This window comes from Kocuria sp. HSID17590, assembly GCF_003989485.1.
GTDB classification, from domain to species: domain Bacteria; phylum Actinomycetota; class Actinomycetes; order Actinomycetales; family Micrococcaceae; genus Kocuria; species Kocuria salsicia.
Genome location: NZ_RBMB01000006.1, coordinates 27,230 through 53,206, shown reverse-complemented (window position 1 = coordinate 53,206; position 25,977 = coordinate 27,230). Strand labels below are relative to the sequence as shown.

Annotated in this window: 27 protein-coding genes and 2 pseudogenes; 19 read left to right on the top strand and 10 right to left on the bottom strand. The window is 68.2% G+C overall.

Annotation, left to right across the window (positions count from 1 at the left end; all coding sequences use genetic code 11):
- Positions 1-44 precede the first annotated feature (44 nt).
- The 5 genes from ychF to D8M39_RS03175 all read left to right on the top strand — a co-directional run bounded on the left by ychF (position 45) and on the right by D8M39_RS03175 (position 4,559).
- Positions 45-1,130, top strand: a complete 1,086-nt coding sequence (ychF, locus tag D8M39_RS03195; RefSeq protein WP_058955249.1) for a redox-regulated ATPase YchF — start codon at positions 45-47, stop codon at positions 1,128-1,130.
- Between the two features lie 78 nt (positions 1,131-1,208).
- Positions 1,209-1,568 carry a helix-turn-helix transcriptional regulator gene (locus tag D8M39_RS03190; protein WP_012397799.1) on the top strand — a complete coding sequence of 120 codons (360 nt, stop codon included), beginning with the start codon at positions 1,209-1,211 and terminating at the stop codon, positions 1,566-1,568.
- Complete coding sequence (locus D8M39_RS03185; RefSeq protein ID WP_058955295.1) at positions 1,565-3,478, top strand: cation-translocating P-type ATPase; 1,914 nt, start codon at positions 1,565-1,567, stop codon at positions 3,476-3,478. The genes D8M39_RS03190 and D8M39_RS03185 overlap by 4 nt, the downstream gene beginning before the upstream one ends.
- A complete protein-coding gene (locus D8M39_RS03180; protein WP_012397801.1) occupies positions 3,475-3,783 on the top strand; it encodes a hypothetical protein in 309 nt (102 codons plus the stop codon). Before D8M39_RS03185 ends, D8M39_RS03180 begins: the two co-directional genes overlap by 4 nt.
- Positions 3,784-4,007: 224 nt before the next feature.
- The gene (locus tag D8M39_RS03175) at positions 4,008-4,559 is read left to right on the top strand and encodes a hypothetical protein (RefSeq protein ID WP_012397802.1); all 552 of its coding nucleotides are present in this window, start codon (positions 4,008-4,010) and stop codon (positions 4,557-4,559) included.
- Positions 4,560-4,580: 21 nt separating this feature from the next.
- Here the strand turns inward: D8M39_RS03175 and D8M39_RS03170 are convergent, their stop codons facing one another.
- Entirely contained in the window at positions 4,581-5,534 is a 954-nt protein-coding gene (locus D8M39_RS03170) for a hypothetical protein (protein WP_126874391.1), read from the bottom strand.
- Between the two features lie 196 nt (positions 5,535-5,730).
- Here D8M39_RS03170 and D8M39_RS03165 point away from each other — a divergent pair.
- Positions 5,731-6,309, top strand: a pseudogene (locus D8M39_RS03165) (transposase); the annotation flags it as partial.
- A gap of 30 nt (positions 6,310-6,339) precedes the next feature.
- Here D8M39_RS03165 and D8M39_RS03160 read toward each other — a convergent pair.
- Positions 6,340-6,636: pseudogene (locus tag D8M39_RS03160) on the bottom strand (IS3 family transposase); the annotation flags it as partial.
- A 37-nt stretch (positions 6,637-6,673) separates the two neighbouring features.
- On the opposite strand from D8M39_RS03160, the gene D8M39_RS03155 reads away from it, so the two are divergent.
- From D8M39_RS03155 to D8M39_RS03135, 5 genes are all read left to right on the top strand, one after another.
- Positions 6,674-6,976, top strand: a complete 303-nt coding sequence (locus tag D8M39_RS03155; protein ID WP_058955251.1) for a HigA family addiction module antitoxin — start codon at positions 6,674-6,676, stop codon at positions 6,974-6,976.
- Positions 6,977-7,147: 171 nt separating this feature from the next.
- Entirely contained in the window at positions 7,148-7,426 is a 279-nt protein-coding gene (locus tag D8M39_RS03150) for a type II toxin-antitoxin system Phd/YefM family antitoxin (protein ID WP_126874390.1), read from the top strand.
- The gene (locus tag D8M39_RS03145; protein WP_126874389.1) at positions 7,427-7,681 is read left to right on the top strand and encodes a Txe/YoeB family addiction module toxin; all 255 of its coding nucleotides are present in this window, start codon (positions 7,427-7,429) and stop codon (positions 7,679-7,681) included.
- Positions 7,682-7,788: 107 nt separating this feature from the next.
- Positions 7,789-8,340 (top strand): GNAT family N-acetyltransferase, encoded by a 552-nt coding sequence (locus D8M39_RS03140; protein WP_371413749.1) that lies wholly within the window; start codon positions 7,789-7,791, stop codon positions 8,338-8,340.
- A gap of 164 nt (positions 8,341-8,504) precedes the next feature.
- Positions 8,505-9,935 (top strand): anion permease, encoded by a 1,431-nt coding sequence (locus D8M39_RS03135; protein ID WP_126874387.1) that lies wholly within the window; start codon positions 8,505-8,507, stop codon positions 9,933-9,935.
- Positions 9,936-10,023: 88 nt separating this feature from the next.
- On the opposite strand, the gene D8M39_RS03130 is transcribed toward D8M39_RS03135, so the two are convergent.
- The 4 genes from D8M39_RS03130 to D8M39_RS03115 all read right to left on the bottom strand — a co-directional run bounded on the left by D8M39_RS03130 (position 10,024) and on the right by D8M39_RS03115 (position 14,662).
- Positions 10,024-10,773 (bottom strand): succinate dehydrogenase/fumarate reductase iron-sulfur subunit, encoded by a 750-nt coding sequence (locus D8M39_RS03130; protein WP_126874386.1) that lies wholly within the window; start codon positions 10,771-10,773, stop codon positions 10,024-10,026.
- 13 nt (positions 10,774-10,786) lie between these two features.
- Positions 10,787-12,781 (bottom strand): fumarate reductase/succinate dehydrogenase flavoprotein subunit, encoded by a 1,995-nt coding sequence (locus D8M39_RS03125; RefSeq protein ID WP_126874385.1) that lies wholly within the window; start codon positions 12,779-12,781, stop codon positions 10,787-10,789.
- Positions 12,781-13,416, bottom strand: a complete 636-nt coding sequence (locus D8M39_RS03120; protein WP_238693930.1) for a succinate dehydrogenase cytochrome b subunit — start codon at positions 13,414-13,416, stop codon at positions 12,781-12,783. The genes D8M39_RS03125 and D8M39_RS03120 overlap by 1 nt, the downstream gene beginning before the upstream one ends.
- A gap of 343 nt (positions 13,417-13,759) precedes the next feature.
- Positions 13,760-14,662 carry a hypothetical protein gene (locus D8M39_RS03115; RefSeq protein ID WP_126874383.1) on the bottom strand — a complete coding sequence of 301 codons (903 nt, stop codon included), beginning with the start codon at positions 14,660-14,662 and terminating at the stop codon, positions 13,760-13,762.
- 488 nt (positions 14,663-15,150) lie between these two features.
- Between D8M39_RS03115 and D8M39_RS03110 the strand changes: the two genes are divergently transcribed.
- The 4 genes from D8M39_RS03110 to D8M39_RS13090 all read left to right on the top strand — a co-directional run bounded on the left by D8M39_RS03110 (position 15,151) and on the right by D8M39_RS13090 (position 17,901).
- Positions 15,151-16,749, top strand: a complete 1,599-nt coding sequence (locus D8M39_RS03110) for an L-lactate permease (RefSeq protein ID WP_126874382.1) — start codon at positions 15,151-15,153, stop codon at positions 16,747-16,749.
- A 219-nt stretch (positions 16,750-16,968) separates the two neighbouring features.
- A complete protein-coding gene (locus D8M39_RS03105) occupies positions 16,969-17,328 on the top strand; it encodes a cupin domain-containing protein (protein ID WP_055086325.1) in 360 nt (119 codons plus the stop codon).
- A gap of 211 nt (positions 17,329-17,539) precedes the next feature.
- Positions 17,540-17,830 (top strand): low temperature requirement protein A, encoded by a 291-nt coding sequence (locus tag D8M39_RS03100; RefSeq protein ID WP_238693929.1) that lies wholly within the window; start codon positions 17,540-17,542, stop codon positions 17,828-17,830.
- Complete coding sequence (locus D8M39_RS13090) at positions 17,770-17,901, top strand: hypothetical protein (protein WP_256386109.1); 132 nt, start codon at positions 17,770-17,772, stop codon at positions 17,899-17,901. Before D8M39_RS03100 ends, D8M39_RS13090 begins: the two co-directional genes overlap by 61 nt.
- 68 nt (positions 17,902-17,969) lie before the next feature.
- Here D8M39_RS13090 and D8M39_RS03095 read toward each other — a convergent pair whose 3' ends face one another.
- The 4 genes from D8M39_RS03095 to D8M39_RS03080 form a co-directional block, all read right to left on the bottom strand.
- The gene (locus tag D8M39_RS03095; RefSeq protein ID WP_126874381.1) at positions 17,970-18,866 is read right to left on the bottom strand and encodes a serine aminopeptidase domain-containing protein; all 897 of its coding nucleotides are present in this window, start codon (positions 18,864-18,866) and stop codon (positions 17,970-17,972) included.
- Positions 18,867-19,378: 512 nt separating this feature from the next.
- A complete protein-coding gene (locus tag D8M39_RS03090; RefSeq protein ID WP_126874380.1) occupies positions 19,379-20,134 on the bottom strand; it encodes an amidohydrolase family protein in 756 nt (251 codons plus the stop codon).
- Positions 20,135-20,292: 158 nt separating this feature from the next.
- Positions 20,293-21,450, bottom strand: coding sequence for an MFS transporter (locus D8M39_RS03085; RefSeq protein WP_126874379.1), 1,158 nt, complete (start codon positions 21,448-21,450; stop codon positions 20,293-20,295).
- A complete protein-coding gene (locus D8M39_RS03080; RefSeq protein ID WP_238693928.1) occupies positions 21,447-22,148 on the bottom strand; it encodes a DUF2087 domain-containing protein in 702 nt (233 codons plus the stop codon). Before D8M39_RS03080 ends, D8M39_RS03085 begins: the two co-directional genes overlap by 4 nt.
- Before the next feature lie 273 nt (positions 22,149-22,421).
- Here D8M39_RS03080 and D8M39_RS03075 point away from each other — a divergent pair, with 273 nt between their 5' ends.
- The 4 genes from D8M39_RS03075 (at position 22,422) to D8M39_RS03060 (ending at position 25,931) form a co-directional block, all read left to right on the top strand.
- Positions 22,422-23,414 (top strand): hypothetical protein, encoded by a 993-nt coding sequence (locus tag D8M39_RS03075; RefSeq protein WP_126874378.1) that lies wholly within the window; start codon positions 22,422-22,424, stop codon positions 23,412-23,414.
- 105 nt (positions 23,415-23,519) lie between these two features.
- A complete protein-coding gene (locus D8M39_RS03070; RefSeq protein WP_126874377.1) occupies positions 23,520-24,242 on the top strand; it encodes a hypothetical protein in 723 nt (240 codons plus the stop codon).
- The gene (locus tag D8M39_RS03065) at positions 24,235-25,398 is read left to right on the top strand and encodes an ImmA/IrrE family metallo-endopeptidase (RefSeq protein ID WP_126874376.1); all 1,164 of its coding nucleotides are present in this window, start codon (positions 24,235-24,237) and stop codon (positions 25,396-25,398) included. Before D8M39_RS03070 ends, D8M39_RS03065 begins: the two co-directional genes overlap by 8 nt.
- Before the next feature lie 329 nt (positions 25,399-25,727).
- Positions 25,728-25,931 (top strand): hypothetical protein, encoded by a 204-nt coding sequence (locus D8M39_RS03060; protein WP_126874375.1) that lies wholly within the window; start codon positions 25,728-25,730, stop codon positions 25,929-25,931.
- Positions 25,932-25,977: the final 46 nt, after the last annotated feature.

The following is a 25,977-nucleotide window of genomic DNA, read 5'->3' as shown; positions in this document are numbered from 1 at the left end:
TCGCGTGGCGGCGTCGTCGGGCGGCCCCGGTAAGATGGCGGACCGTGGCTCTTACTATTGGAATCGTCGGTCTGCCGAACGTCGGAAAATCAACCCTGTTCAACGCGCTCACGCGCAACACGGTGCTCGCCGCGAACTATCCGTTCGCGACCATCGAGCCGAACGTGGGCGTGGTGAACCTGCCGGACGAACGGCTGGACGAACTCGCGAAGATGTATGACTCGCAGAAGATCGTGCCGGCCACGGTGTCCTTCGTGGACATCGCGGGCATCGTGAAGGGCGCGTCCGAGGGGGAGGGGCTGGGCAACCAGTTCCTGGCCAACATCCGTGAGGCGCACGCGATCGCTCAGGTGATCCGCGTGTTCGACGATCCGGACGTGATCCACGTGGACGGCAAGATCGACCCGGCCTCGGACCGCGAGACCATCAACACCGAGCTGATCCTGGCGGACCTGCAGACGCTGGAGAACGCGATCCCCAAGCTGGAGAAGCAGGTCAAGATCAAGAAGGGCTCGCCCGAGCAGCTGGCCGCGTACCAGGCCGCGGAGAAGGTGCTGGCGGAGGGCCGCACGATCTTCGAGGCCGCCGGGCCCGAGAAGCTCGACACCGACAACCTGCGTGAGCTGAACCTGCTCACCGCCAAGCCGTTCATCTACGTGTTCAACGCGGACGAGGGTGTGCTGTCCTCACCCGAGCGTCAGGCCGAGCTGGAGGCGCTGGTGGCGCCCGCGCAGTGCGTGTTCCTGGACGCGAAGCTCGAAGCGGACCTGGTGGAGCTCTCCGAGGAGGAGGCCCGCGAGATGCTGGAGATGGAGGGCCAGGATGAGTCCGGCCTGGACAAGCTCGCCCGCGTGGGCTTCTCCACCCTGGGCCTGCAGACCTACCTCACCGCCGGCCCCAAGGAGGCCCGCGCGTGGACCATCAACCAGGGCGACACCGCCCCCAAGGCCGCCGGGGTGATCCACTCGGACTTCGAGCGGGGCTTCATCAAGGCGGAGATCGTCTCCTACGACGACCTCATGGCTGCCGGGTCCATGGCCGATGCGAAGGCCGCGGGCAAGGTGCGCATGGAGGGCAAGGAGTATGTGATGCAGGATGGGGATGTGGTGGAATTTCGTTTCGCCGTATAACCTCTGGCGTCGATTGAGTGGTCTGACCTGCCGATGCGATGACCAAAATAGGTCAGCAGTCACTGTATAGTTCAGTGCATGCTGACCATTGCTTCACGCCTCGACGTCATGCACCGGCTCGGCCGAGCCATGGCGGACCCGACGCGATCCCGGATCCTGATGACCCTGCTCGACGGCCCGAGCTATCCGGCGGTGCTGTCGCGCGAGCTGGAGCTGACCCGGTCGAACGTGTCGAACCACCTGACCTGTCTGCGCGACTGTGGCATCGTGGCCGCCGAGCCCGAGGGACGGCAGACGCGCTACGAGATCGCCGACCCGCACCTCGCTGCGGCGCTCACGGCGCTCGTGGATGTGACGCTGGCCGTCGACGAGCACGCGCCATGCGTTGATGACCAGTGCCCGGTGCCGGGCTGCTGCGGGACGGGGGCAGGCGCATGAGCGCGGCGTGCGGCTGCGACGAGCCCGAGACCACGGTCGGCGAAGCAGTTGAGGAGGTGCAGGAGCGACCCTGGTGGCGGGACCGCGGGATCATGGTCCCGGTCCTCTCCGGCGTCGCTTTCCTGACCGGTCTCGTCCTGGAGTGGTCCGGGCTCGAGATCCTGGCGCTGGTGCTGTTCTGGCTCGGTCTGCTGCTGGGAGCGTCGACGTTCACCCCGGGCGCGATCCGCAAACTGTTCAAGGGCAAGCTCGGCATCAGCCTGCTGATGACGATCAGCGCCATTGGCGCGGTGATCCTCGGCTACGTCGAGGAGGCCGCGGCCCTGGCGTTCCTGTACTCGATCGCTGAGGCGCTGGAGGACAAGGCGATGGACCGCGCCCGCGGCGGGCTCCGGGCGCTGCTCAAGCTCGTCCCTGAGACAGCGACCATCCGCCGCGACGGCGCGTCGGTCGAGGTCGCCGCGAAAGACCTCCAGGTGGGCCAGCTGATGCTGGTGCGGCCGGGCGAACGGATCGCGACCGACGGCGTCGTGGTCACGGGTCGTTCGAGTTTGGATACGTCTGCGATCACTGGAGAGTCGATCCCGGTCGAGGTCGAGCTGGGAGATGCAGTCTCGGCCGGTGCAATCAACTCCGCCGGCGCGCTGGAAGTCGAGACGACCGCGGCAGGCACCGACAACTCGCTGACCACGATCGTGGAGCTCGTTGAGCAGGCGCAGGCCGAGAAGGGAGACCGCGCCCGCCTCGCCGACCGCATCGCCCGACCCCTCGTCCCTGGTGTGCTCGTCCTCGCCGTCCTGGTGGCGCTGATCGGTTCGCTGTTCGGCGACCCCGAGCTGTGGGTCACTCGCGCCCTGGTCGTCCTCGTGGCGGCGTCGCCGTGCGCGCTGGCGATCTCCGTGCCGCTGACCGTGGTCGCCGCGATCGGCTCGGCGAGCAAGTTCGGCGTGATCATCAAGTCCGGTGCCGCGTTCGAGCGCTTCGGCGTGATCCGCCACGTCGCCGTCGACAAGACCGGCACCCTCACCCGAAACGAGCCCCTCGTCACCGCCGTTCTCACCGCCGACGGGACCACCGAGGCGCAGGCGCTGGCGTGGGCGGCCGCGCTGGAGCAACACAGCACCCACCCGCTCGCGGCCGCGATCACCGCCGCCGCGCCGGGGGCCTCAGTAGCCGAGGACGTGACCGAGCAGGCCGGGCACGGCATCGAGGGCAAGCTCGACGGCGCGCGGATCACGGTCGGCAGCCCCCGCTGGCTGGACGCCGGGACGCTCGGCGACCGGGTCGCAGGGCTGGAGGAGCAGGGCATGACGGTCGTCATCGTGCACCGCGACGGCGAGCCGGTCGCTGCGATCGGCGTCCGCGACGAGCTGCGCCTGGAGGTCCCGGAGGTCGTCCGCACGCTCGCCGCGCAGTGCATCGGGGTCACGATGCTCACCGGCGACAACGCCCGCACCGCCCGCGCTCTCGCGGCGCAGGCCGGGATCGAACACGTGCGCGCCGAGCTGCGCCCCGAGGACAAGGCCGCTGCGATCGCTGAGCTCGGCCAGCATGGTTCGGTGGCGATGATCGGCGACGGCATCAACGACGCCCCCGCCCTCGCCGCCGCGGACATCGGGATCGCGATGGGCGCGACCGGGTCGGATGCCGCGATCGAGTCGGCCGATGTCGCGTTCACCGGGCACGACCTGCGGCTGCTGCCGCGCGCGTTCGACCATGCCCGGCGCGGACGGCACATCATCAACCAGAACATCATCCTGTCGCTGCTGATCATCATCGCCCTGCTCCCGCTCGCCCTCTTCGGCGTCCTGGGACTCGCTGCCGTGGTGCTCGTGCACGAGATCGCGGAGGTCATCGTGATCCTCAATGGCTTGCGCGCGGCCCGGACCCGGAAGGAGCAGATCGTATGAAGGTCGAACTGCTGCACATCGTCGACTGCCCGAACACGGCCATCGCCGAAGCAAACGCGCGCGCCGCGCTGGATGCCGCCGAGCTCGCGGAAGTGCCCATCGAGCTGGTAACGATCCACACCGAGACCGAAGCGGCGAACACCCGATTCGGAGGCTCGCCCACGATCCTCGTCGACGGCGTCGACCTGTTTCCGACGCAACCGGTTCGCTCGCTCGCGTGCCGGGTCTACGCGACTGAGCGCGGGTACGCCGGTGCACCGACTCCGTCTCAGATCGAGGAGGCGTTGCACGAGACCTATCGTTGACGTCGAACGCAAGCTGTCGGTCCCGGACGCGGGGCCGAGCGCTTCACTGCACACCTCAAGAGGGTGGTATGTACCGGAAATCGGTGGAGTGGAGATTCGCGCTGTAGGGATTGGTCGCCGCGCGGAGCATCGTAGTGAGCGCGGGTTAGTCGGCTGACGCGCCTCGGGCAAGCAATAGCCGGAAGTGCTTCAGGAACTGCTTCTTGTAGTGGCAGGATCGAGCCATGGATGTCCTCGCGCTGGTGATCTCGGCCCTGTCGCTGCTGATCGCCGGCGTCGGCACTTACCAAGCGAACAAGCGCGCGAACGAGGCACTCGCCGAGTCGCGCAAAGCGGCCGAGGACGCACGCTGGTTCGCGGTGCAGGAAGCCGTGCAGCGCCTAATCGGGTTCGATCCGACGGCCGAGCCGGTGGGGGAGCGGCTCGCCAACCTGCGCATCACGTCGATCGCGCTCGTCGACCAGCTCGACGGCTGGGATGGTATCGACTCGTGGCTGGAGGCCGAGCGCACGCTGGGCGCGACCATCGGCCGCCAGGTGATGGAGGCCGCCAAGCCCGGCGACACCGTTGAGCGGCGGGTGGCGAACCTCGACCCGCTGATGAGTTGGGCGCACGCGCTGAGCAGCAACCTGCGCCATTTACGATCAGTCGGCCACGACGCGGCTGCACTTGCCAAGCTCCAGGTCAACGCGGAAGAGTTGGTTAGGGAAATTCATGCGCGTCACGGCTGGGATTTGCCGCCGCGGACCAACCTCCGGATCCAGCCGTTGGACTAGATGTGGTGTAACGACTCGGCCTTACGGGTTGCTCAGCACTGTGAACGACGTCGCCGTGTACTTAGGCTTAACTTCGCCGGCAGGGCCGGTTTCTTCCGTGACTGACACATCGACTGAAACTGACATGCCGGTGCGCAGCGTTGCAGTGTTCGCCGCAGGGATCTTCTTCGCGTCGATCTTGACGATCTCGCCGTCCTCGATCTCCAGCTGCCCAGCGCTGATCTCGCTGACAGTCCGCACGATGCCGCGGATGGTGGTCGGCTCGAGCTCGAGTTCCCGAGAAGCGATGAGCTCTCCAATGTGAGCGAGTTCAGCCGTGGAGAGGCGCGTGCGCAGGCGCGCCTGGCGAGGCTGGGACCAAGTGAGATCAGGCTCGAACCCTGATTTCACCAGACCTGTCGAGAAGTCGCGCAACGTCGTGGCGACGCGCGGTCCGTACTCGCGGATGCGCGCCAAGAAGTCACTGGTGTCGGCATCTGGGCCGAGACGACGTCCGTCCTCGAGCAGTCCCAGTGCTCGCTTCATGGCGGTGTCGATCAACTGGGGCTCTGCATTGTCGTCTCCGAACAGCCCGACTTGGCCATCGGGTGAGATCTCGTCCGCTGGCAAAGTCGTCGGCACGATCTGCAGGATGAGGCTTCCCGGCAGTGGTGAACCATTGAGGTTCAGTCGGGTCTTCGAGACGACGTCGGCGGGCGGTTGCCCACGCAACGACTCGTGCCCCTTCACCGCGAGGCCTGTCGCAAGCACCAGGCGCTGAAAATTGCGAAGCGTGTCAGCAATCCCGTCGATCGCTCCCGAGTGGATCGTGATTCCTGGCCCAGTCAGGCGCAGAGACCCTGAAGAAGCGTCGCGCCGCAGCAAGCCGTGCTCAGCGCGCAGAGTCTCGATGCTCATGCGCGCAAGATCATCTGCGTCCTGCCACTCAGCTTCGCCTTGGACGTTGGCCTTGAACTGCTCCCAGTCAAACGCCATGGAAACCGTCCAGAGTCACTTCGAAGTAGCCGCGCTGCGGTAGGGCATCCGGCCGTTGCGGAGGATCTTCCTTAGTTGAGTCCCTGATAGTGGTGTAATACCGGTCGCCGCGCCCCCGGCCCCTTGGACATGGGCGCGGCCACCGCGTGATCCTTCGAGTCAACCTCCTACAGAATCCTCGAACGGAGTCATCACGATGACCGCACCTCACATTGTCGGCCCTGCCAGCGTGTTGGGCGAAGCCTTGTCCGAAGCAAGCCCGGACATGATGCGCCAGTTGCTGCAAACCATGCTCAACGCTTTGCTGTCCGCCGACGCGGACGCCGTGATCGGCGCCGAGTGGGGCCAGCCCAGCCCGACACGCACGACCCACCGCAACGGCTACCGCCACCGCGACCTCGACACCCGTGTCGGAACCCTCGACATCGCTGTGCCGAAGCTGCGCTCAGGCACCTACTTCCCCGACTGGCTCATGGAACGACGCAAACGAGCCGAGTCCGCACTCATCACCGTCGTCGCTGACTGCTACCTCGCCGGCGTGTCCACGCGCCGCATGGACAAGCTGGTGAAAACCCTCGGCATCAACGCGCTGTCGAAGTCCCAGGTCAGCCGCATGGCCTCCGACCTCGACCAGCTCGTCGACGACTTCCGCCACCGCCCCCTCGACGATGCAGGCCCGTTCACGTTCGTCACCGCCGACGCCCTCACGATGAAAGTGCGTGAAGGAGGCCGCGTGATCAACACCGTCGTCTTGCTCGCCACCGGCGTCAAGGGACTGCTGCACGGTTAGGGGACAGTTGTAGTGTCAAGCCGCGAGGCCCACGGCTGGGTTCATGATGGTCTTGCACTCCCGCGGGGTCAAACGGCCCAGACGAACCTGTCGGCGGCCCCGGTGGTAGGCCCGTTCGATCCAGGTGATAATCGTGATCCGCAGCTCGTCACGGGCCTGCCCGCGACGGCGGTCGAGGACGTTCTTCTGCAACAACGCGAAGAAGGACTCCATCGCCGCGTTGTCACCGGCGGCACCGACCTGGCCCATCGACCCGTGCAGGTGCTGCTCGTTCAGTGCGTGCACGAATGACCTGACGCGGAACTGGGACCCAGAGCGCTTCACCCAGGACCAGAGGAGGTCGAGATCGTTGACTACCATTGACAAGATCGAGCCGATCCACCCTGGAGAAGTTCTGATGAAGGACTTCATCGAAGGACTCGGCATCACCCAGGGCAAGCTCGCCGTCTCCATCGGGATGTCTCCCCGGCGGATCAATGGGATCGCGCACGGCAAGCGGGGGATCAGTGCGGACACGGCCCTCCGTTTGGCACGGTATTTCGGGACATCAGCCGAGTTCTGGCTCAATCTTCAGAGCCACTACGAGTTGGACTGCGCGGAGGATCGGGCGGGAGAGCGCATTGCAGCGATTACTCCTCTTGTGGTCGCGTGACTCCTGAGTTGCCTCGTGCAGCCAGCCCTGGAGATTCCCGGCTGCAGTTCTCTCTCGCCTCGGCAACTTCCTCAGTGTGGGAGGCTCATGCCTGATCGTCGTCATGCGGACCACGCCAGGATGTCGGCTGGTACCATAAACGTGTACCAGTCAACGCAGGGAAGGGACCCCATGTCCATCAGCGCAAGCGAGGCCCGCAAGACGCTCTTCCCGCTCATCGAGCGCGTGAACGAGGACCAGGAAGCCGTCGAGATCGTCTCTCGGAAGGGCAACGCGGTGCTCATGCCCGCCGACGAGTACGCGGCGTGGCAGGAGACCGCTTACCTGTTCCGGTCGCCGTCGAACGCCCGAAGGCTGCTCGACGCCTACGATCGTGCCCGTGCCGGGAAGACCCAGGTCCACGAGCTCGACCGTTCCGACGAGCCGTCCAGCCAGGCTCGGGACGTCTGAATGCGGCTGGTCTGGGACGAGGCCGCCTGGGAAGACTACACGTACTGGCAGACCGCCGACCGGAGAATCCTCAAGCGGATCAACCTGCTCATCGATGCCTGCCTGCGCGAGCCGTTCGAGGGCATCGGCAAACCGGAGCAGCTGAAGTACGGGGCGCGGGGCTCGTGGTCGCGGCGCATCAACGAGGAGCACCGGCTCGTCTACCTCGTGGCTGGTGAGGATCTCGTGATCTTGCAGGCTCGATACCACTACTGAGCCGGGCTGAACTGTCGTTGTTCGGATCGGCTGTGCCAGGTGACTTCGCTGCCGTCGTCCAAGGCGCATCTCTGGGAAGCCCGCCAGGCGTGTCCGACCATTGACTGGTGAGGAATGTTGCCGTGCTCGATGAAGCCCTGTTTTTTCGCAGATTGCGACAGGCGGACGCCCATGCTGTTCACCAGGCTTTCGCCTCCAACCCCGACATGGCCCGTCAAGGCGTGGTCACCACGGCCGAGGAGGCCTCGGCGTACGTCGCCCGCCTCGTGGGCCCGGACTCGCCCCACGAGCCCTGGGCCGTCGTCGAGTCCGACGCACTGATCGGCCTCGTCTGCGTCACGGTGGACGAGGACAACAGGAACGGCTGGTTCTGGTACTGGATGACCGACCGGGCGCGCGGCAGGGGAGTCATGAGCCGTGCCGCGGCCACGATCGCCGAGTGGGCCCTCGCGGAGCGCGGACTGGAGCGCCTCGAACTCGGCCACCGCGTCAACAACCCGGCCTCCGGCGTCGTCGCGAGAAGAGCTGGTTTCGTCAAAGAGGGCACCCAGCGCCAGAAATTTCTGGTGGACGGAGAACGTCTCGACGTCGACACCTACGGGCGGTTGAAAACCGACCCGCATCCGGCCTTTGACCCCCTGTCCATGGTCACCCGATGAACGGTGACGGGAAACACGAATCAGGCCGCCCCCACATGCCCGGGGAACCGTATTTCCCCTGGCCCCAGGTCTAAAATTGAGGGAAGAAGGGTCTCACACCGGAGCGACACTCGGAGGCAGAAATGGCCGGCCATCAGGTTGATTCCACCCACGAATCCAGAACCATGAGTCGGGACACCGTCTCCATGCTCTGGAAGTTCGGGCTCATGGTCCTCGTCGGGGCGGTGATCTACTGCATCCCCGCGCCCGAGGGCGTGGACCCCCGCGGCATGCACATGCTCGGGATCTTCGTCGCGACCATCCTGGGGCTCATCCTGCAGCCCCTGCCCACCCCCTCGGTGGCGCTGATCGGTCTGGCCACGGCCATGATCACCGGCGCCATGGACGTCAAGGGCGGGGAGGCGCTGAGTGGGTTCTCCAACTCCGCGGTGCTGCTCATCGTCGCGGCGTTCTTCATCGCGGACGGCTTCTTGCTCACCGGGCTGGGCCGCCGGATCGCCCTGATGTTCCTCTCCGTGCTGGGCAAATCGCCCCTGGGCATCGCCTACGGCATGGCCGTCACGGACCTTCTGCTCGCACCGGCCACGCCGTCCAACACGGCCCGCGCCGGTGGCGTGATCTATCCGATCGTCCGCTCCGTCGCGGAGGTCCAGGGCTCCACCCCGGACACCGACGAGTCCCGCAGGAAGCTCGGCTCCTACCTCACGTTCACCGCCGCCCACGTCAACGTGATCACCAGCGCCATGTTCATCACCGCCATGGCCGGCAACCCGCTGGCCGTGGCCTCCGCCGAGAAGCTCGGCGTTCACATCTCCTGGGGCCAGTGGGCCCTGGCCGCGCTGATCCCCGGCCTCGTGAGCCTGGCGGTGGTCCCGTGGCTGCTCATGAAGGTCTACCCGCCCACGCTGAAGAGCACGCCGGAAGCACCCACCATGGCCCGCAGCGAGCTGCAGAAGATGGGCTCCATGACCCGCGGCGAGATCATCATGGCGGCCACGTTCGTGCTGCTCCTGCTGCTGTGGGTCTTCGGCACGGCCATCGGTGTCAACGCCACCACGGCGGCCTTCGTCGGCATCGCGGTGCTGCTGGTGACCAAGGTGCTCACCTGGAACGACATGGCCAAGAACGGCTCCGCCTGGAACACCCTGATCTTCTTCGCGGTCCTGGTGGGCATGGCGGAGAACCTGAACAACCTGGGAGTCATCACCTGGATCGGCTCGGTGGTCTCCGGCGCCGTCGGCGGCATGCCCTGGGCTGTTGCCTTCGCGATCCTCGCGCTCGTGTACTTCTACGCTCACTACATGTTCGCCTCGAACACCGCGCAGATCGTCGCCATGTACGGCGTGTTCCTGGGCGCGGCCATCACCGCCGGCGCCCCGCCGATGTTCGCGGCCCTCGCCCTCGGCTACATCGGCAACCTCTTCGGCGCCATCAGCCACTACGCCTCGGGCCCGTCCGGGGTGGTCTACGGCTCCGGGTACGTCAAGGTCTCCGAGTGGTTCAAGGTCGCCTTCATCATGTCCGTGGCCATCATCATCATCTGGACCGTGGTGGGCAGCGGCTGGATGTGGGTCCTCGGCGACCTCGCCATGTAGCCGGCACGGCAAACCCGCCCAGCACGACGACGCTCGGTGCCCTCCCAGGGGCACCGAGCGTCGTCGTCTGTTGGGGAAAGCGGCCGGGTCAGTCGTCCTTGTTGCGCAGCACCTGCCGCAGCTTCTCCCGGTTGAGCCCCGCGATCGCGGTGATCGGGATGCCCGCGGGGCACACCTCCGCGCACTCGCCGTAGACCGAGCACGGGCCGAACTCCTCCTCGGCGGCGCGCGTGATGCCCTTGGCCCGGCGGCTGCGCTCCTTCTGGCTGGAGGGCAGCGTGGCCAGGTGCATGGTCTTGGACCCGGCGAACAGCTGGGCGGAGCCGTTGGGGCACGCCGCCACGCACGCACCGCAGCCGATGCACGCGGCCAGGTCCAGGGCCCACTCCGCGGACTCGTGGGTCACGGGAATGGCGTCTGCGTCCGGGGCGGTGCCTACGGAGGTGGACACGAAACCACCGGCCTCGATCACCCGGTCCAGCGCGCTGCGGTCCACCGCGAGGTCCTTGACCACGGGGAACGCGCCGCTGCGGAACGGTTCGAGCTGCACGGTGGCGCCGTCCTCGAAGGAGCGCAGGTGCTGCCGGCAGGACGGCGTCTTCTCCTGGGGGCCGTGGGGCCTGCCGTCCACGGTCACGCCGCACGCACCGCAGATGCCCTCGCGGCAGTCCGAATCGAACGCCACCGGGTCCTCGCCGCGGGCCACGAGGTCGTCGTTGAGCTTGTCGAGCGCCTCGAGCAGCGAGAACTCGGGCCCCACGTCCTCCAGCGGGTACTCCTCGAAGTGCCCGCCCTCGGCGCCGGACTCCTGCCGCCAGATTTTCAGCGTGAGTTTCATGAGGATGGTCCTCTCATCGGTAGTCGCGGGTCTCGGGCGGAACGCTCGGGAACTCCAGGTGCTCCTGGTGCCGCACGTAGCGCGGACCAGGCGCGGCGGCGCGGTCGGACGCGGTACGTTCCCACGCCGAGGCGAAGAGCCAGTGGGCGTCGTCGCGCTGGGCCTCGCCGCCCTCGGTCTGGTGCTCGTCCCGGAAGTGCGCGCCGCAGGACTCGTCCCGGTCCAGTGCGTCCAGGCACATGAGCTCGGCCATGTCCAGGTAGTCGGCCACGCGCCCGGCCCGTTCGAGCTCCTGGTTGAAACCGTCCGGGCGGCCCTGCACGCGCAGGTCCGTCCAGAACTCCTCGCGCAGCGCGCGGATGCCCTCCAGGCCCTCGGCGAGGCCCTCGGCGGAGCGCGTGACCCCGCACTTCGCGTAGAGCAGGTCGCCCAGGCGCCGGTGGAAGCGCTCCGGGCCCTGGGTGCCGCCGATGTCGATCAGCGCCTGCACGCCCGCCTCGGCCTCGGCCACCGCGGCCCGCACGACGTCGTCGTCCACCGACAGCTTCTCCTGGCCCAGCAGCGGGGCCAGGTAGTTCGGCACCGAGTAGGGGAGCGTGAACCAGCCGTCCACGCACGCCGAGAGCAGCGAGTTGGCGCCCAAGCGGTTGGCCCCGTGGTAGCCCCAGCCGGCCTCGCCGCCCACGAACAGGCCGGGGAGCGACGTCATCATGTCGTAGTCGCTCCACAGCCCGCCCATGGCGAAGTGCGCGCCCGGCGCAATGCGCATGGGCTGCTCGTACGGGTCCTCGCCGGTCGCGTCCGAGTACATCTCGAAGAGGTTGCCGTAGCGCTCGGCAATCACCTTCTTCCCGAGCCGCTCGATCGCGTCCCGGAAGTCCAGGTACACGGAGTTCTTCAGGGGCCCGACGCCGCGGCCCGCGTCGATCTCGGTCCTCGCCGCCCGGCTGGCGACGTCGCGGGGCGTGAGGTTGCCGTAGGCCGGGTACCGGCGCTCCAGGTAGTAGTCGCGCTCGTCCTCGGGGATGTCGTTGGGCGCGCGCTCGTCCCCGGGCTGCACGGGCACCCAGATGCGGCCGTCGTTGCGCAGGGACTCGCTCATCAGCGTGGTCTTGGACTGCCACTCGCTGGAGACAGGAAGTGCCGTGGGGTGGAACTGGATGAAGCACGGGTTGGCGAACAGCGCCCCGCGCCGGTGGGCCCGGAACGCGGCCGTCACGTTCGAGTTCTTGGCCAGCGTGGAGCGGTAGTACACGTTGCCGTAGCCGCCGGTGGCCAGCACCACGGCGTCGCCGGTGACCGCGGAGATCTTTCCCGTGATGAGATCGCGCACCACGATGCCCTGGGCGCGGCCGTCCGCGACGATCAGGTCCAGCATCTCCGTGCGGGTGTGCAGGTTCACCTGCCCCGTGGAGACCTGCCGCAGCAGCGCCTGGGCGGCGGCCACCTGCAGCTGCTGACCGGTCTGCCCCCGGGTGTAGTACGTGCGGGAGACCTGCACGCCACCGAACGAGCGGGTCGCCAGCTGGCCGCCGTACTCACGCGCGAACGGGGCGCCGATCGCGTTCATGTGATCGATCACCCGCACGCTCTCCTCGGCCAGGCGCCAGGCATCCGCCTCGCGGCCCCGGAAGTCACCGCCCTTGACGGTGTCCTTCACGAACCGGGCCACGGAGTCGTTGTCCACCGTGCGGGCGCGGGCCGCGTTGATGCCGCCCTGGGCCGCCACGGAGTGGGCACGGCGCGGGGCGTCGTGGAAGGTGAACGACTCCACGTTGTAGCCGAGCTCGCCCAGGGCTGCCGCCGCACCTGCACCGGCGAGTCCGGTGCCCACGACGACCACCGTGAACTTCCGGCGGTTGAGCGGGCCCACCATGCGGTAGTGCAGCCGCCGGTCCGCCCACGTCTCGGACGGGGGCACGTCCGTCTGGAGCCCGGGAAGGTCCGAGCCCACGGTGCGCAGCTCGTCCAGCAGTGCCTGCGGCGAGGCAGTCGTGGATGGTGTCATCACTGAATCACTCCCAGAAGAACCAAGACGGGGATGGAGATGTTGCCCAGGCAGATGGCAATGGCGACCAGCCCTGCCACCCACGCGGCGATCTGGCGCAGCCGCTTGCCGGTGGCACCGAGGTCGTTGGCGGCGGTCCACGTCCCGTGGGCCACGTGCACGGTCAGCACCAGCATGGTGAGCATGTAGAAGACGGCGACCACCGGGCGCTGGAAGCTGGCCACCAGATTGGCGTAGGCCGAACCGCTCTCGAACGCGCCGGACGCGGCCGGCTGGACACCCAGCGTGAGGTCCAGGATGTGGAAGATCACGAACAGCAGGATCACCAGGCCGGTCCCGAGCATCCAGCGGGCCATCAGGGCGTCGCCGCGTCGCAGCCCGGTGCGCTTGAACGGCCCGCGCGCCCGACGGGCGCGCGTCCACAGCAGGAGCCCGCAGCCCACGTGCAGCACCAGGCTGAGCAGCAGCACCACACGGAGCACCCACAAGACACCCTCGTAGGGCATGAGCGGCATCAGGATCTCGCGCAACCAGTGCGCGTAGTGGTCGAACTCTTCCTGACCACGGAAGATGTGCAGATTGCCGTACATGTGCACGAACACAAATCCCACGAAAATGAGACCGGTGATGGCCATGATGGTTTTCGCGGCAAAGTTCGACACCGGCAGTCGTTTGCGCCGCGGGGCTGACGTGCGTTGTTCTCGCTGAATGGTTGCCGTCATCGTTGCCCCTCGTCAGTGGGTGAGCCGTGTGCTGAACTCCGGGAGTTCATCACCCCCAACTCTACGCCGGTAGGGGCATTGCGGGACACGTTCCGAGGCGTTTCCGGTACTGCCGCCGGAAAAGGTTTTTGCGGGCGCCGAGAGCATTGGAAATAACGAAGGTTTGCCTATCGTAATTTCACGGAACCGTGGATTTTCCACGGCTGATCCGTTTGCGCGTGGGAATCCCCGCGCTGCCGGCTTGGGCCAGCCTTGTTCAGGAATCACCCCGCATGAGCAGGGCCGCGGCACGATCGGAGACTGCCCAGATGTCCAGGTACGGCACCACCAGGTGCCCCTCGATCTGTTCGTGCAGCCACCGGGAGAGCGTGCGCAGTCCCGCGGCGCCCCCGGGCGGCAGCTCGACCATGCGTCGTCCGAGATTGTCGTGGACGAGTAGGGCGCGTCCGCTCTCTGCCAGCGCGTGGATCAGGCGTTCGTCGTCGTCAGGGTCCCCGAGGGTGCGCGGGGAGTCGTACTCGAACCACACGACGTCGCACCGGGCGTCGATGGGGTCCCAGTGATCGACGAGAACGTGGATGTCGAAGCCGTCGATGTCGCTCTTCCATACAACCAGGTCCTCGGGGGGTGCCATGGCTAGGAGGGACTCGGGCGAAACCCAGTCCTTCACCGGGGTGCCGTCGTCCGGGCCGCACTGCTGGAAGCCGCCGGTTGAACCGGCGCGCACGTAGGAGGACTTCGCGCCGACCGGCCCGACGAAGCCCTCCACCACCACGGCACGCTCGCGGTGGGAAGCTACGTTGCGACGCAGGTAGCCGGTGAACGTGGGATCTCCTTCCACGCTGATCACAGAGGTCAGGGGGTGTGACGCCAGGACGGCGGCGGCCGTGTCACCGACGTTCGCGCCGACGTCGATCACCGTGACGTGCTGGTCTCCGGCGGCGAGATGCGAGAGCAGGTCGATGGCGTACGCGTCGTAGGTGGGGTCACGGCGCTGGTAGAAGGGGAGGTTGTGGTCCGGCGGGAGCGCGATCTCCACGCCCCCGATGCTGTAGTGCTGCTCTAGCCCACGCCGGACCCGCCACCGCACCTGCGCAGGATTCGTGGCGTAGCCGAGCATGCGGCGAATGAAGCGCTTCTTGCGGACGGTGAGGGCCATGGGGGTGAACCTTCTGTCGTGCGGATGTCGTGCTGCCGGGCGGTCTCGGCCGGGGCCGGTCGTGGCACACCGTGGGTCTAGGAGAGGCACACCCCATCATGCCGCGCGGGCCGTGCCGGGCCCACCCCATGAGGCGGCTGCCCGCGTGGTTCTTTGGAGCCGCAAGGCGAGGTGGAGCGGGGGGAGGTGCGGTGTCGAGGAGGGCAAGTCGTGTCCGTGGTTCCGCTCCCCGGCTCTACGGGCGGGTGTCTCGCCTCACACCTGTCACTCTCCGCGGAGCGGTCCCGCCCGAACTGCCCGGTTCAGGACTAGCGTTGACCCTGTGATCAAGGCGCCGTCGCGGCGCGTTGCAGGTGGTGGGGCGGGGGTCTCCGGACTCCCGGAACCCGCCCCGCGGCGCAACCGGCGGCCGACGACGGCGCGCACCGCGGCGTCGTCGTCAGCGCGCCTTGAGGACTGCTCACCCGCCGGACGTCGTGGAGGCTCCTATGTGGACCCAATCTCTTGACACCCTGGGCAGCCTGCCCCTCACCGCGCTCGTGGCCGCGATCCCGATAGTCGTGTTCCTGGCCTGCATGATGCTGTTCAAGCTCACGGGGCTGAAATCCGGGCTCATCGCGCTGGTGGTGCAGATCCTGGTGGCACTGCTCGTGTTCCACATGCCCGTCTCCGCCGCGGCCGGTGCAGGTCTGCTGGGGGTGCTGACCGCGCTGTGGCCCATCGCGTACATCATCGTCATGGCGGTGTGGCTGTACCGGCTGAGCGTGCGCTCGGGCCGCTTCGACGTGATCCGCTCCTCGATCGCCGCGGTCTCCGCTGACCAGCGCGTGCAGGTGCTGCTCATTGCGTTTGCGTTCGGCGCGTTCCTGGAGGGCGTGGCAGGCTTCGGCGTGCCCATTGCGATCTGCGCGGCACTGCTCGTGCAGCTGGGGTTCCCGCCCGTGCGCGCCGCAGTGCTGTGCCTCGTGGCCAACGTGGCCGCCGGTGCCTACGGCGCCATTGGGGTGCCCGTGCTCGTGGGTGCGCAGGTCACCGGCATGGAGACGCAGGAACTCTCGCGAGCCCTCGTGCTGCTGCTCCAGCCGCTCACGTTCCTCGTTCCGTTCCTGCTCGTGTGGATGGTCGACGGGGTGCGCGGCCTGCGCGAGACCTGGCTCCCGGCGCTGGTCTCCTCGGTGGTCTTCTGTGCGGTGCAGGGTGGCCTGCTGTGGTTCATGGGTCCCGAGCTGGCGGATCTCGCGGCCGGCCTGCTGGCCATGGTCGCCCTGTTCGCGGTGTGCCACGTGTGGTCCCCGAAGCGCGTGTCCCGTGCCCCGGAGGTCCCCGAGACCGCCGAGGGGAAACACCCCCTCGGCGAGGTGGTCCGCGCCTGGAGCCCCTTCTACATCCTCACCGCCGTGATCCTGCTGTGGTCCGTCCCCGCCGTGCAGAACCTCTTCACCAAGGGTGCGCTGAGCTTCACGACCTTCACGGTGCCCATGCCCGGGCTCACCGGTCACGTGACCACCGCCGCCGGAACGGTCGTCAATGCCACCTGGACCTTCTCGATCCTTGGTGCCACCGGAACGGCCATCCTGATCGCCGTGCTCATCACGTTCTTCACCACCCCGCAGCTGCACGCCAAAGAACTGGGGGAGGAGCTGGCGGGCGCTCTCAAGGCACTGGGCCCGGCCATCCTGCTCATCGCCGTGATCCTGGTGCTCGCGAACATCGCCAACTACTCCGGCGGCTCCACCGCCATGGGCACCGCGCTCGCCGCGGTCGGGCCCATCTTCCCGCTCATCGCCCCGGTGATCGGCTGGATCGGCGTGTTCCTCACGGGCTCGGTGGTCAACAACAACACCCTCTTCGCGCCGCTGCAGGTGGCGACGGCGCAGGGCATCGGTGCCGCCCCGTCCCTCCTCGTGGGGACCAACACGGCAGGCGGCACCACCGCAAAGGTCATCTCCCCGCAGTCCATCGCGATCGCCGCCGGGGCGGTGGGTCTCAACGGGCGGGAGAGTGAGATCATGCGCGGCTCCATCGCCTACAGCCTGGGCATGCTCGCGGTGGTGTGCGTGTGGACGTTCGTGCTGGCCCTCGTGTGAGCGCCCCTCGGGCGAGTGTCTGGGGGCGCGTCCTCAGGCGGGCCACGACCTCCTCGCGGGTGGGCCGTTCGGTGCACCGGGTCAGCTGGGAGGTGCCTCAGGAGGAGGGCGGCTGCCCCTCGGTGGTTCCGGCCGGGTGGAACCCCCGTTGATCCAATAACTTGCAGGCAATATGCTTATTATGTTTCGAGCAATTCACGGAAGGGGACCTGAGAAGCCATGGCGCACCACTCGTTCGAGCACACCACCCACCACGGCTCCGGGAGTGGAGTCGCCACCCTTTCAGAGCTGGTCGGCCGCAGCGAACCCCGTCCGGGCCGCCCCAGTGCTGCCACGGTGGTGGAGGAGGACGGCGTCAAGGTGGTCGCCTTCGAGTTCCACGAGGGCGACGAGCTCCACGAGCACGCTGCACCGCACCCGGCGCTGATCCAGGTGGTCCGGGGGAGCGTGGACTTCCAGCTCCCGGAGGGTCCCGTGCAGCTGCGGCCGGGCCAGGTGCTGCACCTCACGGAGGGGCTGCTGCACGCCGTGAAGGCCCTCGAGCCCACGACGCTGTCCGTCACACTGCTGCTGCACTGATCCCGCTGCTGCGCTGAGCCCGGGCGGGCGAGCCCGGCCCGGAGCGGTCCGTGAGCCACGCAGGGGGTGGGACCTTGCCAGTCTGACACCGTCCACGTGACCGACGCACCCCGGCGGGAATGGGCGCCGCCGTCCTCGCCTGATCGCGGAGACCATCGAGTCCACACCGTGGCACCCGCACCACCGGGCCATCAACACGTTCGCCGGCTCCATGTTCTACGGCTACACGCACTTCTTCATCTTCGCCGCGGCAGGCGCCTTCTCCGCCGGCATCGAGGTGGAGATCGACGTTCTCACGGGCGACAGCGAGCTGCACGCCCCGTGGTCCTCCTTCGCGTCCAGCATTCCCCTGGCCGTCTTCCTGCTCGGCGTGTGGGCGGTGGCCATCAGGTGCAACGCGGAGAGGATCGTCAGGACGGTCCTTCCCTGGCAAGGCTGCTGGTGCTCATCGACCCGCTGCTGCCCGTGCCGTTCGGTCTCATCGCCGTGGTGCTCATGCTGACCGTGGCGGTCCTTGTGTGGCGCCAGCCGGTGGACAGGCCCATGCCCAAGCACCGGCCCGTCAACGCCTGAGCGCCCAGGGCGACGTCGCGGCTGCCCTTCTCCACCCGGAGCGTGCAGTCCCGGGAAGCCGAGGCCGTTCAGCCCTGGGGCGACGGCGCGGTGAGCCAGTCCACGAGGCCCGGCCACACGGCGTCGGCGGCGGAGCGGCGGAACAGGCCGTGGTGGCCGATGCGCGCCACGCCCAGCTGCTCCGGGGTGAACGTGCGGTGCTCCACCGCGGCGGAGGTGAGCCGCCCGGTCAGGGCCCTCATCTGCGCGGGGCTGGCCCAGGGATCGTCGGAGGCGCCGAGCGCGAGCACGTTCTGGGTGACCGCGGCCGCGCGGGCCGTCGCGTCCATGGACGGGTCGTCGAAGAAGTAGCCGGGACGCCGTGCCCACGACCCCCACTCGACCATCGCGGCCGTGGGCATGTTTTCTCCGATGCCGAGCCGCTTGCCGGGCATGTACCCCAGGGTACGGCTCAGTGCCGGGCCCGCGGCATGCAGCACGGCGGCCACGCGCAGCTGCTCCTTCCGCGGGGCGATCGTGCGGGTGTGCGCCAGGTGGGAGGAGACCACCGCGAACCGGTCGAGGCCCTCGAACCCGTGGCCGAGGACCATGGCGTGCCCGCCGATGCTGTGACCCACGGCGTGCAGTGGAAGCGCGGGGAACCGTGCGCGGGTCCAGGCGGCCACGGCGGGGACGTCCCCGCCCATCCAGTCGCGCATGCGCAGGTGCGAGTTCTTCCGGGGCTCGCCGGAGCGGCCCGTGCCACGGTAGTCGTAGGTCACCGCCGCGAGACCGCGACCCGTCACGTACTCGGCGAACCCGGTGTAGAACCGTTCGGGCGTTGCGGTGGCGGGGTGGATGACGACGACGCCGCGCGGCTCGCCCTCGGGCAGCCACAGCGTGCCCGCCACGGCGTCCGAGGCGACGGGAATGCTCAGGTTTTCGCGGCGGACGCCGGCTACGGGAGAGTTCCGGTAGTCAGACATGGAAGTTACTCTAGGGTATTTCCAGCGGCTCAACCCTGGGCCGTCACGGTGACGGTGGCTCATGTCGCACGCAGGGACTTCACGTCCGTCTCGGGGGCGGGAGCGTCAGTGACGATCGGGTGGAGCTCCGCGCGAGCGCAGCCTGAAGGACGTGCCCGGCACCCCCGCGGGCACCGTGGCCGTCGCCTGCGGTGCCTTCTCCGCAACCATGACGATCGGCCGTCTGCCGGCAGACCGGGTCGTGGAGTGGCTCGGCTCCGAGGCCGTCCTGCGCTGCCGTGCGGCCATCGCGGCGGTGGGTGCGCTCGTCGTCTCGTCACCCCGTGGGTGTGGCTCGTCGTCGTGGGCTGGGATCGGCTCGGTGTCGGTCTCTCGGGCTGCGTCCCGACGCGGCGGGTGCTCGCGGCGCAGTGACGGGCGGCTCGCTCTGTGCGGCCGCGTGCGCTCCCGGCGGCGGGCTCGGTCTGCCCGTCGTGGCGCCGTCGCGAGGTCGCGTGGTCGCGTGGTGACGCTCACGCCCCCAGGTAGAACGACGCCGCGTTGTTCCAGAAGACGTCCGCTACGCGGTCCGCGGGCAGCGCGTCCACGATGAGGGCAAGGTCCTCGTCCCGGAACGGGCGCCGGGCCCGCGTGGAGGGCAGGTCCGTGCCGACCATGAGCGCCGTTGGGTCGGTGGCGTCGATCGCGCGGACCGTTGCCGCGGGATCGAGCTCCACGCGGCCGAATCCTGTGGCCTTGACCTTCACGCCCTGCTCCACGAGCCGCAGCAGGTTGGAAAGGCCGTCCTCGTGCATGCCCAGGTGGTCGATGCTCGCCGCGGGCAGGGCGGCGATGCGGCGGGAGAGGTTTTCGTCGATCGTGCGGGCGTCGATGTAGAACTCCGCGTGCCAGCCGGCGAGGTCGTGGACGCGGCGTGCCAGGCGGTCGATGTCGTCCAGGTTCGCGGAGCCCCCACGGGCCACGTTGAAGCGCACCGCGCGCACCCCAGCCTCGTGCAGCTCGAGGATCCGCCTGTCGCTGGTGTCCCCGGGGACCTGGGTGACACCCACGTAGTTCGGCCCCAGGGCCTTCAGCGCGTCGATCAGGTAGCCCTGGTCGAAGGCCTGGAACGAGCCGGAGACCACCGCGCCGCCCTTTATGCCGAGCCCGTCGATGCGCCGCTGGTAGTCGTCCACCGTGAACGGGCCCGGCATGAACCCGTTGTTCTCCACGAGTGGGTGCGCGGGATCGATGATGTGCAGGTGGGTGTCGAAGATGCGCTGCGTCATGCGGTGCTCCTGGGCTGTTGTGCTGGGTGCCCGCCGATGTCCACGGGGTGATGACGGGAACGACGAGATTCTAGAAGTCTGTGATGTTGCGCGTGACGACCGCCATTCCCTGCCCGGTGGCGGTCGCCGCACTCGGTGCGTCACGCTCCGGTTGCGGATCAGGTGTGTGGAGCCGTGCGGCACAGTGCCCCGACCAGCGTGAGGCCACCGGCGAGCGCCAGGGCGGCCACGGCATCGTGCTCCCCGAACGCCGCGCCGGTGAGATAGCCGCCCACCACGCAGCACGTGACGATCCAGCGGTAGGCGGTCCACGCGCGGGCCTGCTCGGCCAGCGGGACCGCGGCGAGGATGGTGCGCGAGACCGCCGCGTTGAACGCGCCGTTCCCCGCGCCGCCCACCAGGAACAGCGGTGCGCCGATGGCCACGCCGGGCAGCCCCAGGGCCAGCACGAGGAAGACCGCGCCCATGCCCCCGGCACCCAGGACAAGCAGCACCGTGGCCGGGCACCTGCGGAGACGGCCCGCGCCCTGCCCGCCGAGGACCGCGCCGAGACCCCACAGGCCCCACGCGAGGCCGACCCACGCCGGGTCCCAGTGCGCGTGGTGCGTGAGGACGAAGACGCCGGACACGCCCTCGATAGAGGTCGCGAACACGGTGCAGACCAGCAGTCCGAGCCCGACGACGCCGAACGCCCCCGGGCGCGCGAGGCGCCGGAACCCGAGCAGCACACCCCGCTGCGGGGAGGCGTCCACGGGCACGGGCGACCGGCCAGTGACGAGCAGCGCGACCACCGCCAGCAGCGCGAACGTCCCCGCGTTGAGGCACAGCAGCGGCCCGATCCCGCCCACCCCGAACGCGATGCCGCCGAGCGCCGCCCCGCACGCCTGCGACAGCCCGTTGACCGTGGCCAGGTGGCCGCCGATGCGCTGGTGGTCGCCGCTGTGCAGCGCGATGAGCTTGCTCGCCACGGGCCCGGTCACCGCGGAGACCGCACTCACCACGGCCACGCACGCGACGATCAGCGCGTTCGACCGGGCGCCCGCCATCACGAGGAACAGGGCCGCCTGCACGGCGAGCGAGAGCGGCCACCACCACCAGCGCAGGGCCCGGTCCACGAGCACGCCGCCGAGCAGCCCCAGCCCGATCGCGGGCACCGTCCGGGCCAGCAGGATCGCGGCCAGCAGACCCGGCGCCCCTGACTCGGCGGCGCGCAACGAGAAGGCGACGGCGGCGACGTCGTCCCCGCACGCGGAGACCAGCATGCCGAGCAGCAGCACCGCGAGCTTCACATCGGAGCGGGTGCCGGCGCGGGTCACGGCGCGCTCAGTCCCAGATGGACCGGCAGCCACAGGTCCTCCCACGCGGGAGTCTCCTGCCGCATGGACGCGGACCGCTCGGGCACGCGCGCGGGCAGCCAGTAGACGCCCGCCTCGCGCTGGAGGTACCCGTACTCCACGAGCTCGCGCCGCCAGAACGCCTGGTCCTCGACCATCGTCCGCAGGATCGCGTTGACCTCCACCTCGCTCCAGGTGTGCCCCGCGGGGAACGCGGCGAGCAGGTGCAGCAGCACGAACACCCGGGCACGACGGCGCGCGGGAACCGTGTGCACGCGGCCGTCCCGCACGAACCGGCCCAGGACCCGGCGGTACTCAGCGTGAGCGCGTTCCCACTCGACGGGGTCGACGCCGTCGGGGACCGGGGGAGCGGAGGACGACGACGCCGGGTGGCCGTCCGCGGCGCTCGCCGCATCTTGGTGGGGCAGGGAGCTCCCCGCGGCGGCGGATTCGGCGGGCCTCTCGCGGCGGGACACGCCGGTGGCGCGCGCCGTGGGCGGTTGCCGATGTGCGAGGGGCTCCGCGGGACCGGACGCGGGGGACCCCTGCGTTCGGTGGAGAGGGGCGGCTGCGGCGTCGTCGCGCTCGCGGAGCAGATCGGCGCGGGCCGCGGTGTAGTTCTGACCGGTTGCGCGCATGCGGGCGCGCACCAGAGATTTGAAGTCGCTGTCGTGAGTCATCTCGTACCTGGACCGCGCGCACCGCCCCCAGCACGATCGCCCGGTCGGACGAGGAATGACGACGTCTGACGGCCCGAGAATTCGCTCCCCTTCGCCGCTGCGCCGGAGCTGGGGTCCGTGCGCGGGCTGGGCGCTGGGCACGCCGACTGCACGAGAGTATGCCACATCACAGTGCGTGTCGGGGGCCCTGGTTAGACTCGGGCTCCCACGGCGGGGCGCTCCGGGCCTGCCCCGCCACCCCCAGGCGACGCCACAGGAACGCGAGGACCGCGCATGGTCGAGACGGCAGCGATCACGGACTACCTCGCGCGGGCTCTGCAGCGCGGGCGGCTGGACGAGGTGGCCTTCGGGGACGACCCGTACGTGGCCGTGCCGCGGTCGTTGCTGCGTTCGGGTTACCTGCCGGAGGAGCAGACACAGACCCTCTTCGACGCGCACGACGACGTCGCGGCACCGTCCGACGGCGAGTCATCGGACGGTGCGACAGACGGTGAGGACGGGGCTGATGACAAGGACCGGCCACCGCTCTCCGTGGTGGTCTCCACGGTCTCTCTGGAACTGCCCGGCGGGGGCCACACCGGTCTGCTGCTGCTCGAGGCAAAGCTGTTCCCTGACGGGCGGCTCGAACCGGTGCTCGAGACCGCGAGCTCTCCGTGGATTCCCTCGGAGCGGCTGTCCTCCCCGATGATCGGGGACTGGGCGGTCATGGTCGGGGACCTCGACGCCTTCTGGGCGTTCTCGCGACAGCAACTGGGCGCGGGGGTGTCTCAGACGACGTCGTTCGCGGGTGCGCTGGACCTTGCGGACAGCCTCTTCGCGGCCGTGGCAGGACGCAGTGCAGCCGACTTCGCGGCAGCGCTCTCGGGCAACGACCAGGACTCTGGCAATGTTTCCCCTCCGGTCCGCCCCGATATGCCGGGGAGCGGGCGCGTGGAGCACGATCTGTGCTTCGTACGGGAGCTGGACCGGGTCAACGCCGTGGGTCCGCTCCTGGACCTCTACGACCACGTCGCGGACCACGGCGCCCCGCCCCTGCTGGAGCGGATGTGCCAGGGCTGGTCCGGTGCGCGGATCGCGGAGCGGGCGATCCACGAGGGCGAGGGCCTGTACGAGGCCATGAAGCTGTCCTGCGGGTCCATGAGCGACGGCTTCCCGCTCACACCGTCGCAGCGCCGGGCGGTGCACGCGTTCCTGAGCGGAGAGGAGGGGGACGTCACCGCCGTGAGCGGTCCGCCGGGCACGGGCAAGACTATGTGGCGGATCTGACCTCAGTGCTGACCATTGAGGATGAGGGGGGAAATGGTGAGCATATTATGTCGAAAACTAAAGCGCTGTGATAGCCTACTTGCAGGCGGATGAAGGGAGCCTCGAATGGTGATTGATGAGGGACGTGCGTGGGCGTTGCGGACGCTGGGAGTCGATGGGGTATTGGTGCGGGAGGAGATTCCGGCCATCATCCGCGACTGCCACGAGAAGATGGCGAACGCGCAGGCGGAGGCCGACATGAAGCACGCCGGGGTGTATGGACAGATCTGGCGCAAGTGCCTGGATGAGTTCGTGACGGTGCTCGGGCGGCATCCTTCGGCCGAGATCGTGCCGCAGCGGGGCTACAAGCTGGTTTCATTCAACGGCGTTATCCTCTTTCCGTGGCGCTTCGCTCGAGAGCGTTCTACGGACATCGGCTCGCGTCGTTTTGCGGGGTCGGAGACACGCATACTCCTGTTCAGAAAGGAACGCGACCTTGGGCAGCCGCGTTTCGACATCGAGTTCGAGCATCCGGAGCTGACCGAGGAGGAGCGGAAGCTTCTCGACGCTGAAGCCAGTGCGCTCGAGAAGGCCCTGACGTCTCACCGTGTGGTTGTCGTGCCCTATGCGAGCAACCCATCTGCGCTTCACAGCATCGACTGGGGTGAGGCGACCCTGGGCACCGACGGCTACCTCACCTTTGCCTCGATCGCATCGCTGCTCGATGTCGACCCGGGCTCGTTGGTGGATGTCGCGCCTGCGGAGGATGAGGGCTTCTCAAACGGCCCTATCCCAATTCCCCAGCTGGACGTGAAGGAGGAAGAGGCAACCGGAGACGCACATGGATGACCGGAACACCCTGTTCTCCCCGATCGAGCCCTCCAATCGCCCTGACCTCGGTACCGTTGCGCGCAGCTTCGATCCTGCACGCCTGACGCAGGCGCGTTTTGCGGCAGGTCTGTCGAAGGCAAAGCTCGCCGGTTTCGTGGGGGTGACTCCTGCGGCCATCGGCCAGTACGAGTCAAACTCCTCAACCCCGCGTCGAGATCTTCTGCCCGTGCTGGCACGCGAACTACACGTTCCCGTGGACTATTTCGCGACCGGGCGTCCGATTGGTCGAGTGGACGGGTCGCAGGCGCACTTCCGGAGTCTGCGTTCGACTTCCGCGCGGGATCGTGCGAAGGCCATCGCCTTTATCGAGCAGGTGTGGGAGTTGACGTTCGCGTTGGAAAAGAAAGTCCGCTTCCCGGCGGTTGATCTGCCTCCGAGCGAGCGGGCGCACACAGGTCCGCTTGTCGCTGCGCAGACACTTCGCGCGCATTGGGGACTCGGCGTGAAGCCAGTGAAGCATTTGGTCGCCCTAGTGGAGTCACACGGGATCGTCGTCAGCCTGCTCACGATGGCGAACGCCGATGTCGCTCGTGTCGGCGCATTCTCCACCTCCCATCTGGCAAGGCCGATCATCGTGGTGACTCCTGAGCGAGCTAAATCTGTTTTTGTCCACCGGTTCACGATCGCACATGAGCTCGGACACTTGATGCTGCACGGCGAGACGGCACCGGGCGACAAGCAGCAGGAGCGCGAAGCGGACCAGTTTGCTGCTGAGTTCCTTACGCCTCGTTCCCAGGTCGTGAACCTACTGCCACGCACGGTGAACCTGTCTCGGCTGGATGAATTGTCGCGACACTGGGGTGTCTCCGTCGATTCGCTGTTGCTACGGATGAAGGAGACCGGCACCGTTTCTGATGCATCGATTCGACGCGGGTACCAGAAGTTGAACCAGTTACGCAGTTCGGGACTGGAAACACCAGAACCCGTGAATGCCTACCCCGGAGAGATGCCCTCGATGCTCGCCAAGGCGGCCGAACTTGCGGACCACGCAGGTTATGGCCAGGCCGACCTTGCACGAGAGCTGAGATGGCACCCCGCGCGGGTGCGCGAGGTTCTTGGTGCGGAAGACTCTCGACCGGCTCTACGTATCGTCAGCGACCCACCTGAGGTATAGAACCGCGTGCCATCATGTGCGGAGATGTAGTTCAAAATGAAGCCGAGGTCGACTTGGGGACCGCGTTCGTCCGGCGTTATCGCGCTCTTCCTGCTCCAGGTCGGTGAATCGTTTAGCGTCTCTGGTTGTGGTCTCCGGCCGGTGCCTCCTGGTCGCCATCGTTCTACCAGGTCCAGTTCCGCAATGTCTTCGGGCGTATACCGAGTTACCCCCCCCCCCGCGAGGGAGCGCCCGCGAGCTCGCCGCTGGAATCATCCGCATTTCTACGCCCATCCTGGTGACCCCCTCGAAGCTCGTCCGGGTACTTCCTCGGTCCTGCTTCGCTGACCATGCTGCCGTGGGCGCAGAGCCTCCATCACGCCCGGTGCGAGGCTAGCGAGACCGGTGCGTGGGAGCCGACGGCGCTCGCCGAGCGGCTGGGCGTGGTCACCGAGCAGCGGCACAACGCGAAGGGCGAGGAGTACACCGCGATCGCCTACACCCCGCGCATGCAGGCACTGCTGGAGGAGCTGTACCGGGACGGCCGCCTCTGACGGGGACGGGCCCTAGCGCAGTCGTCAGCAGACGTTCCGGTGAGCG

What these genes read in the sequence shown, in the direction of transcription:
- D8M39_RS03190 (WP_012397799.1), top strand. Translation starts at nt 1,209, where the DNA reads ATGCTGACCATTGCTTCACGCCTCGACGTCATGCACCGGCTCGGCCGA.
- D8M39_RS03185 (WP_058955295.1), top strand. Translation starts at nt 1,565, where the DNA reads ATGAGCGCGGCGTGCGGCTGCGACGAGCCCGAGACCACGGTCGGCGAA.
- D8M39_RS03180 (WP_012397801.1), top strand. Translation starts at nt 3,475, where the DNA reads ATGAAGGTCGAACTGCTGCACATCGTCGACTGCCCGAACACGGCCATC.
- D8M39_RS03175 (WP_012397802.1), top strand. Translation starts at nt 4,008, where the DNA reads ATGGATGTCCTCGCGCTGGTGATCTCGGCCCTGTCGCTGCTGATCGCC.
- D8M39_RS03170 (WP_126874391.1), bottom strand. Translation starts at nt 5,534, where the DNA reads ATGGCGTTTGACTGGGAGCAGTTCAAGGCCAACGTCCAAGGCGAAGCT.
- D8M39_RS03150 (WP_126874390.1), top strand. Translation starts at nt 7,148, where the DNA reads ATGTCCATCAGCGCAAGCGAGGCCCGCAAGACGCTCTTCCCGCTCATC.
- D8M39_RS03145 (WP_126874389.1), top strand. Translation starts at nt 7,427, where the DNA reads ATGCGGCTGGTCTGGGACGAGGCCGCCTGGGAAGACTACACGTACTGG.
- D8M39_RS03135 (WP_126874387.1), top strand. Translation starts at nt 8,505, where the DNA reads ATGAGTCGGGACACCGTCTCCATGCTCTGGAAGTTCGGGCTCATGGTC.
- D8M39_RS03130 (WP_126874386.1), bottom strand. Translation starts at nt 10,773, where the DNA reads ATGAAACTCACGCTGAAAATCTGGCGGCAGGAGTCCGGCGCCGAGGGC.
- D8M39_RS03125 (WP_126874385.1), bottom strand. Translation starts at nt 12,781, where the DNA reads ATGACACCATCCACGACTGCCTCGCCGCAGGCACTGCTGGACGAGCTG.
- D8M39_RS03120 (WP_238693930.1), bottom strand. Translation starts at nt 13,416, where the DNA reads ATGGCCATCACCGGTCTCATTTTCGTGGGATTTGTGTTCGTGCACATG.
- D8M39_RS03115 (WP_126874383.1), bottom strand. Translation starts at nt 14,662, where the DNA reads ATGGCCCTCACCGTCCGCAAGAAGCGCTTCATTCGCCGCATGCTCGGC.
- D8M39_RS03110 (WP_126874382.1), top strand. Translation starts at nt 15,151, where the DNA reads ATGTGGACCCAATCTCTTGACACCCTGGGCAGCCTGCCCCTCACCGCG.
- D8M39_RS03105 (WP_055086325.1), top strand. Translation starts at nt 16,969, where the DNA reads ATGGCGCACCACTCGTTCGAGCACACCACCCACCACGGCTCCGGGAGT.
- D8M39_RS03100 (WP_238693929.1), top strand. Translation starts at nt 17,540, where the DNA reads ATGTTCTACGGCTACACGCACTTCTTCATCTTCGCCGCGGCAGGCGCC.
- D8M39_RS03095 (WP_126874381.1), bottom strand. Translation starts at nt 18,866, where the DNA reads ATGTCTGACTACCGGAACTCTCCCGTAGCCGGCGTCCGCCGCGAAAAC.
- D8M39_RS03090 (WP_126874380.1), bottom strand. Translation starts at nt 20,134, where the DNA reads ATGACGCAGCGCATCTTCGACACCCACCTGCACATCATCGATCCCGCG.
- D8M39_RS03080 (WP_238693928.1), bottom strand. Translation starts at nt 22,148, where the DNA reads ATGACTCACGACAGCGACTTCAAATCTCTGGTGCGCGCCCGCATGCGC.
- D8M39_RS03075 (WP_126874378.1), top strand. Translation starts at nt 22,422, where the DNA reads ATGGTCGAGACGGCAGCGATCACGGACTACCTCGCGCGGGCTCTGCAG.
- D8M39_RS03070 (WP_126874377.1), top strand. Translation starts at nt 23,520, where the DNA reads ATGGTGATTGATGAGGGACGTGCGTGGGCGTTGCGGACGCTGGGAGTC.
- D8M39_RS03065 (WP_126874376.1), top strand. Translation starts at nt 24,235, where the DNA reads ATGGATGACCGGAACACCCTGTTCTCCCCGATCGAGCCCTCCAATCGC.
- D8M39_RS03060 (WP_126874375.1), top strand. Translation starts at nt 25,728, where the DNA reads ATGCTGCCGTGGGCGCAGAGCCTCCATCACGCCCGGTGCGAGGCTAGC.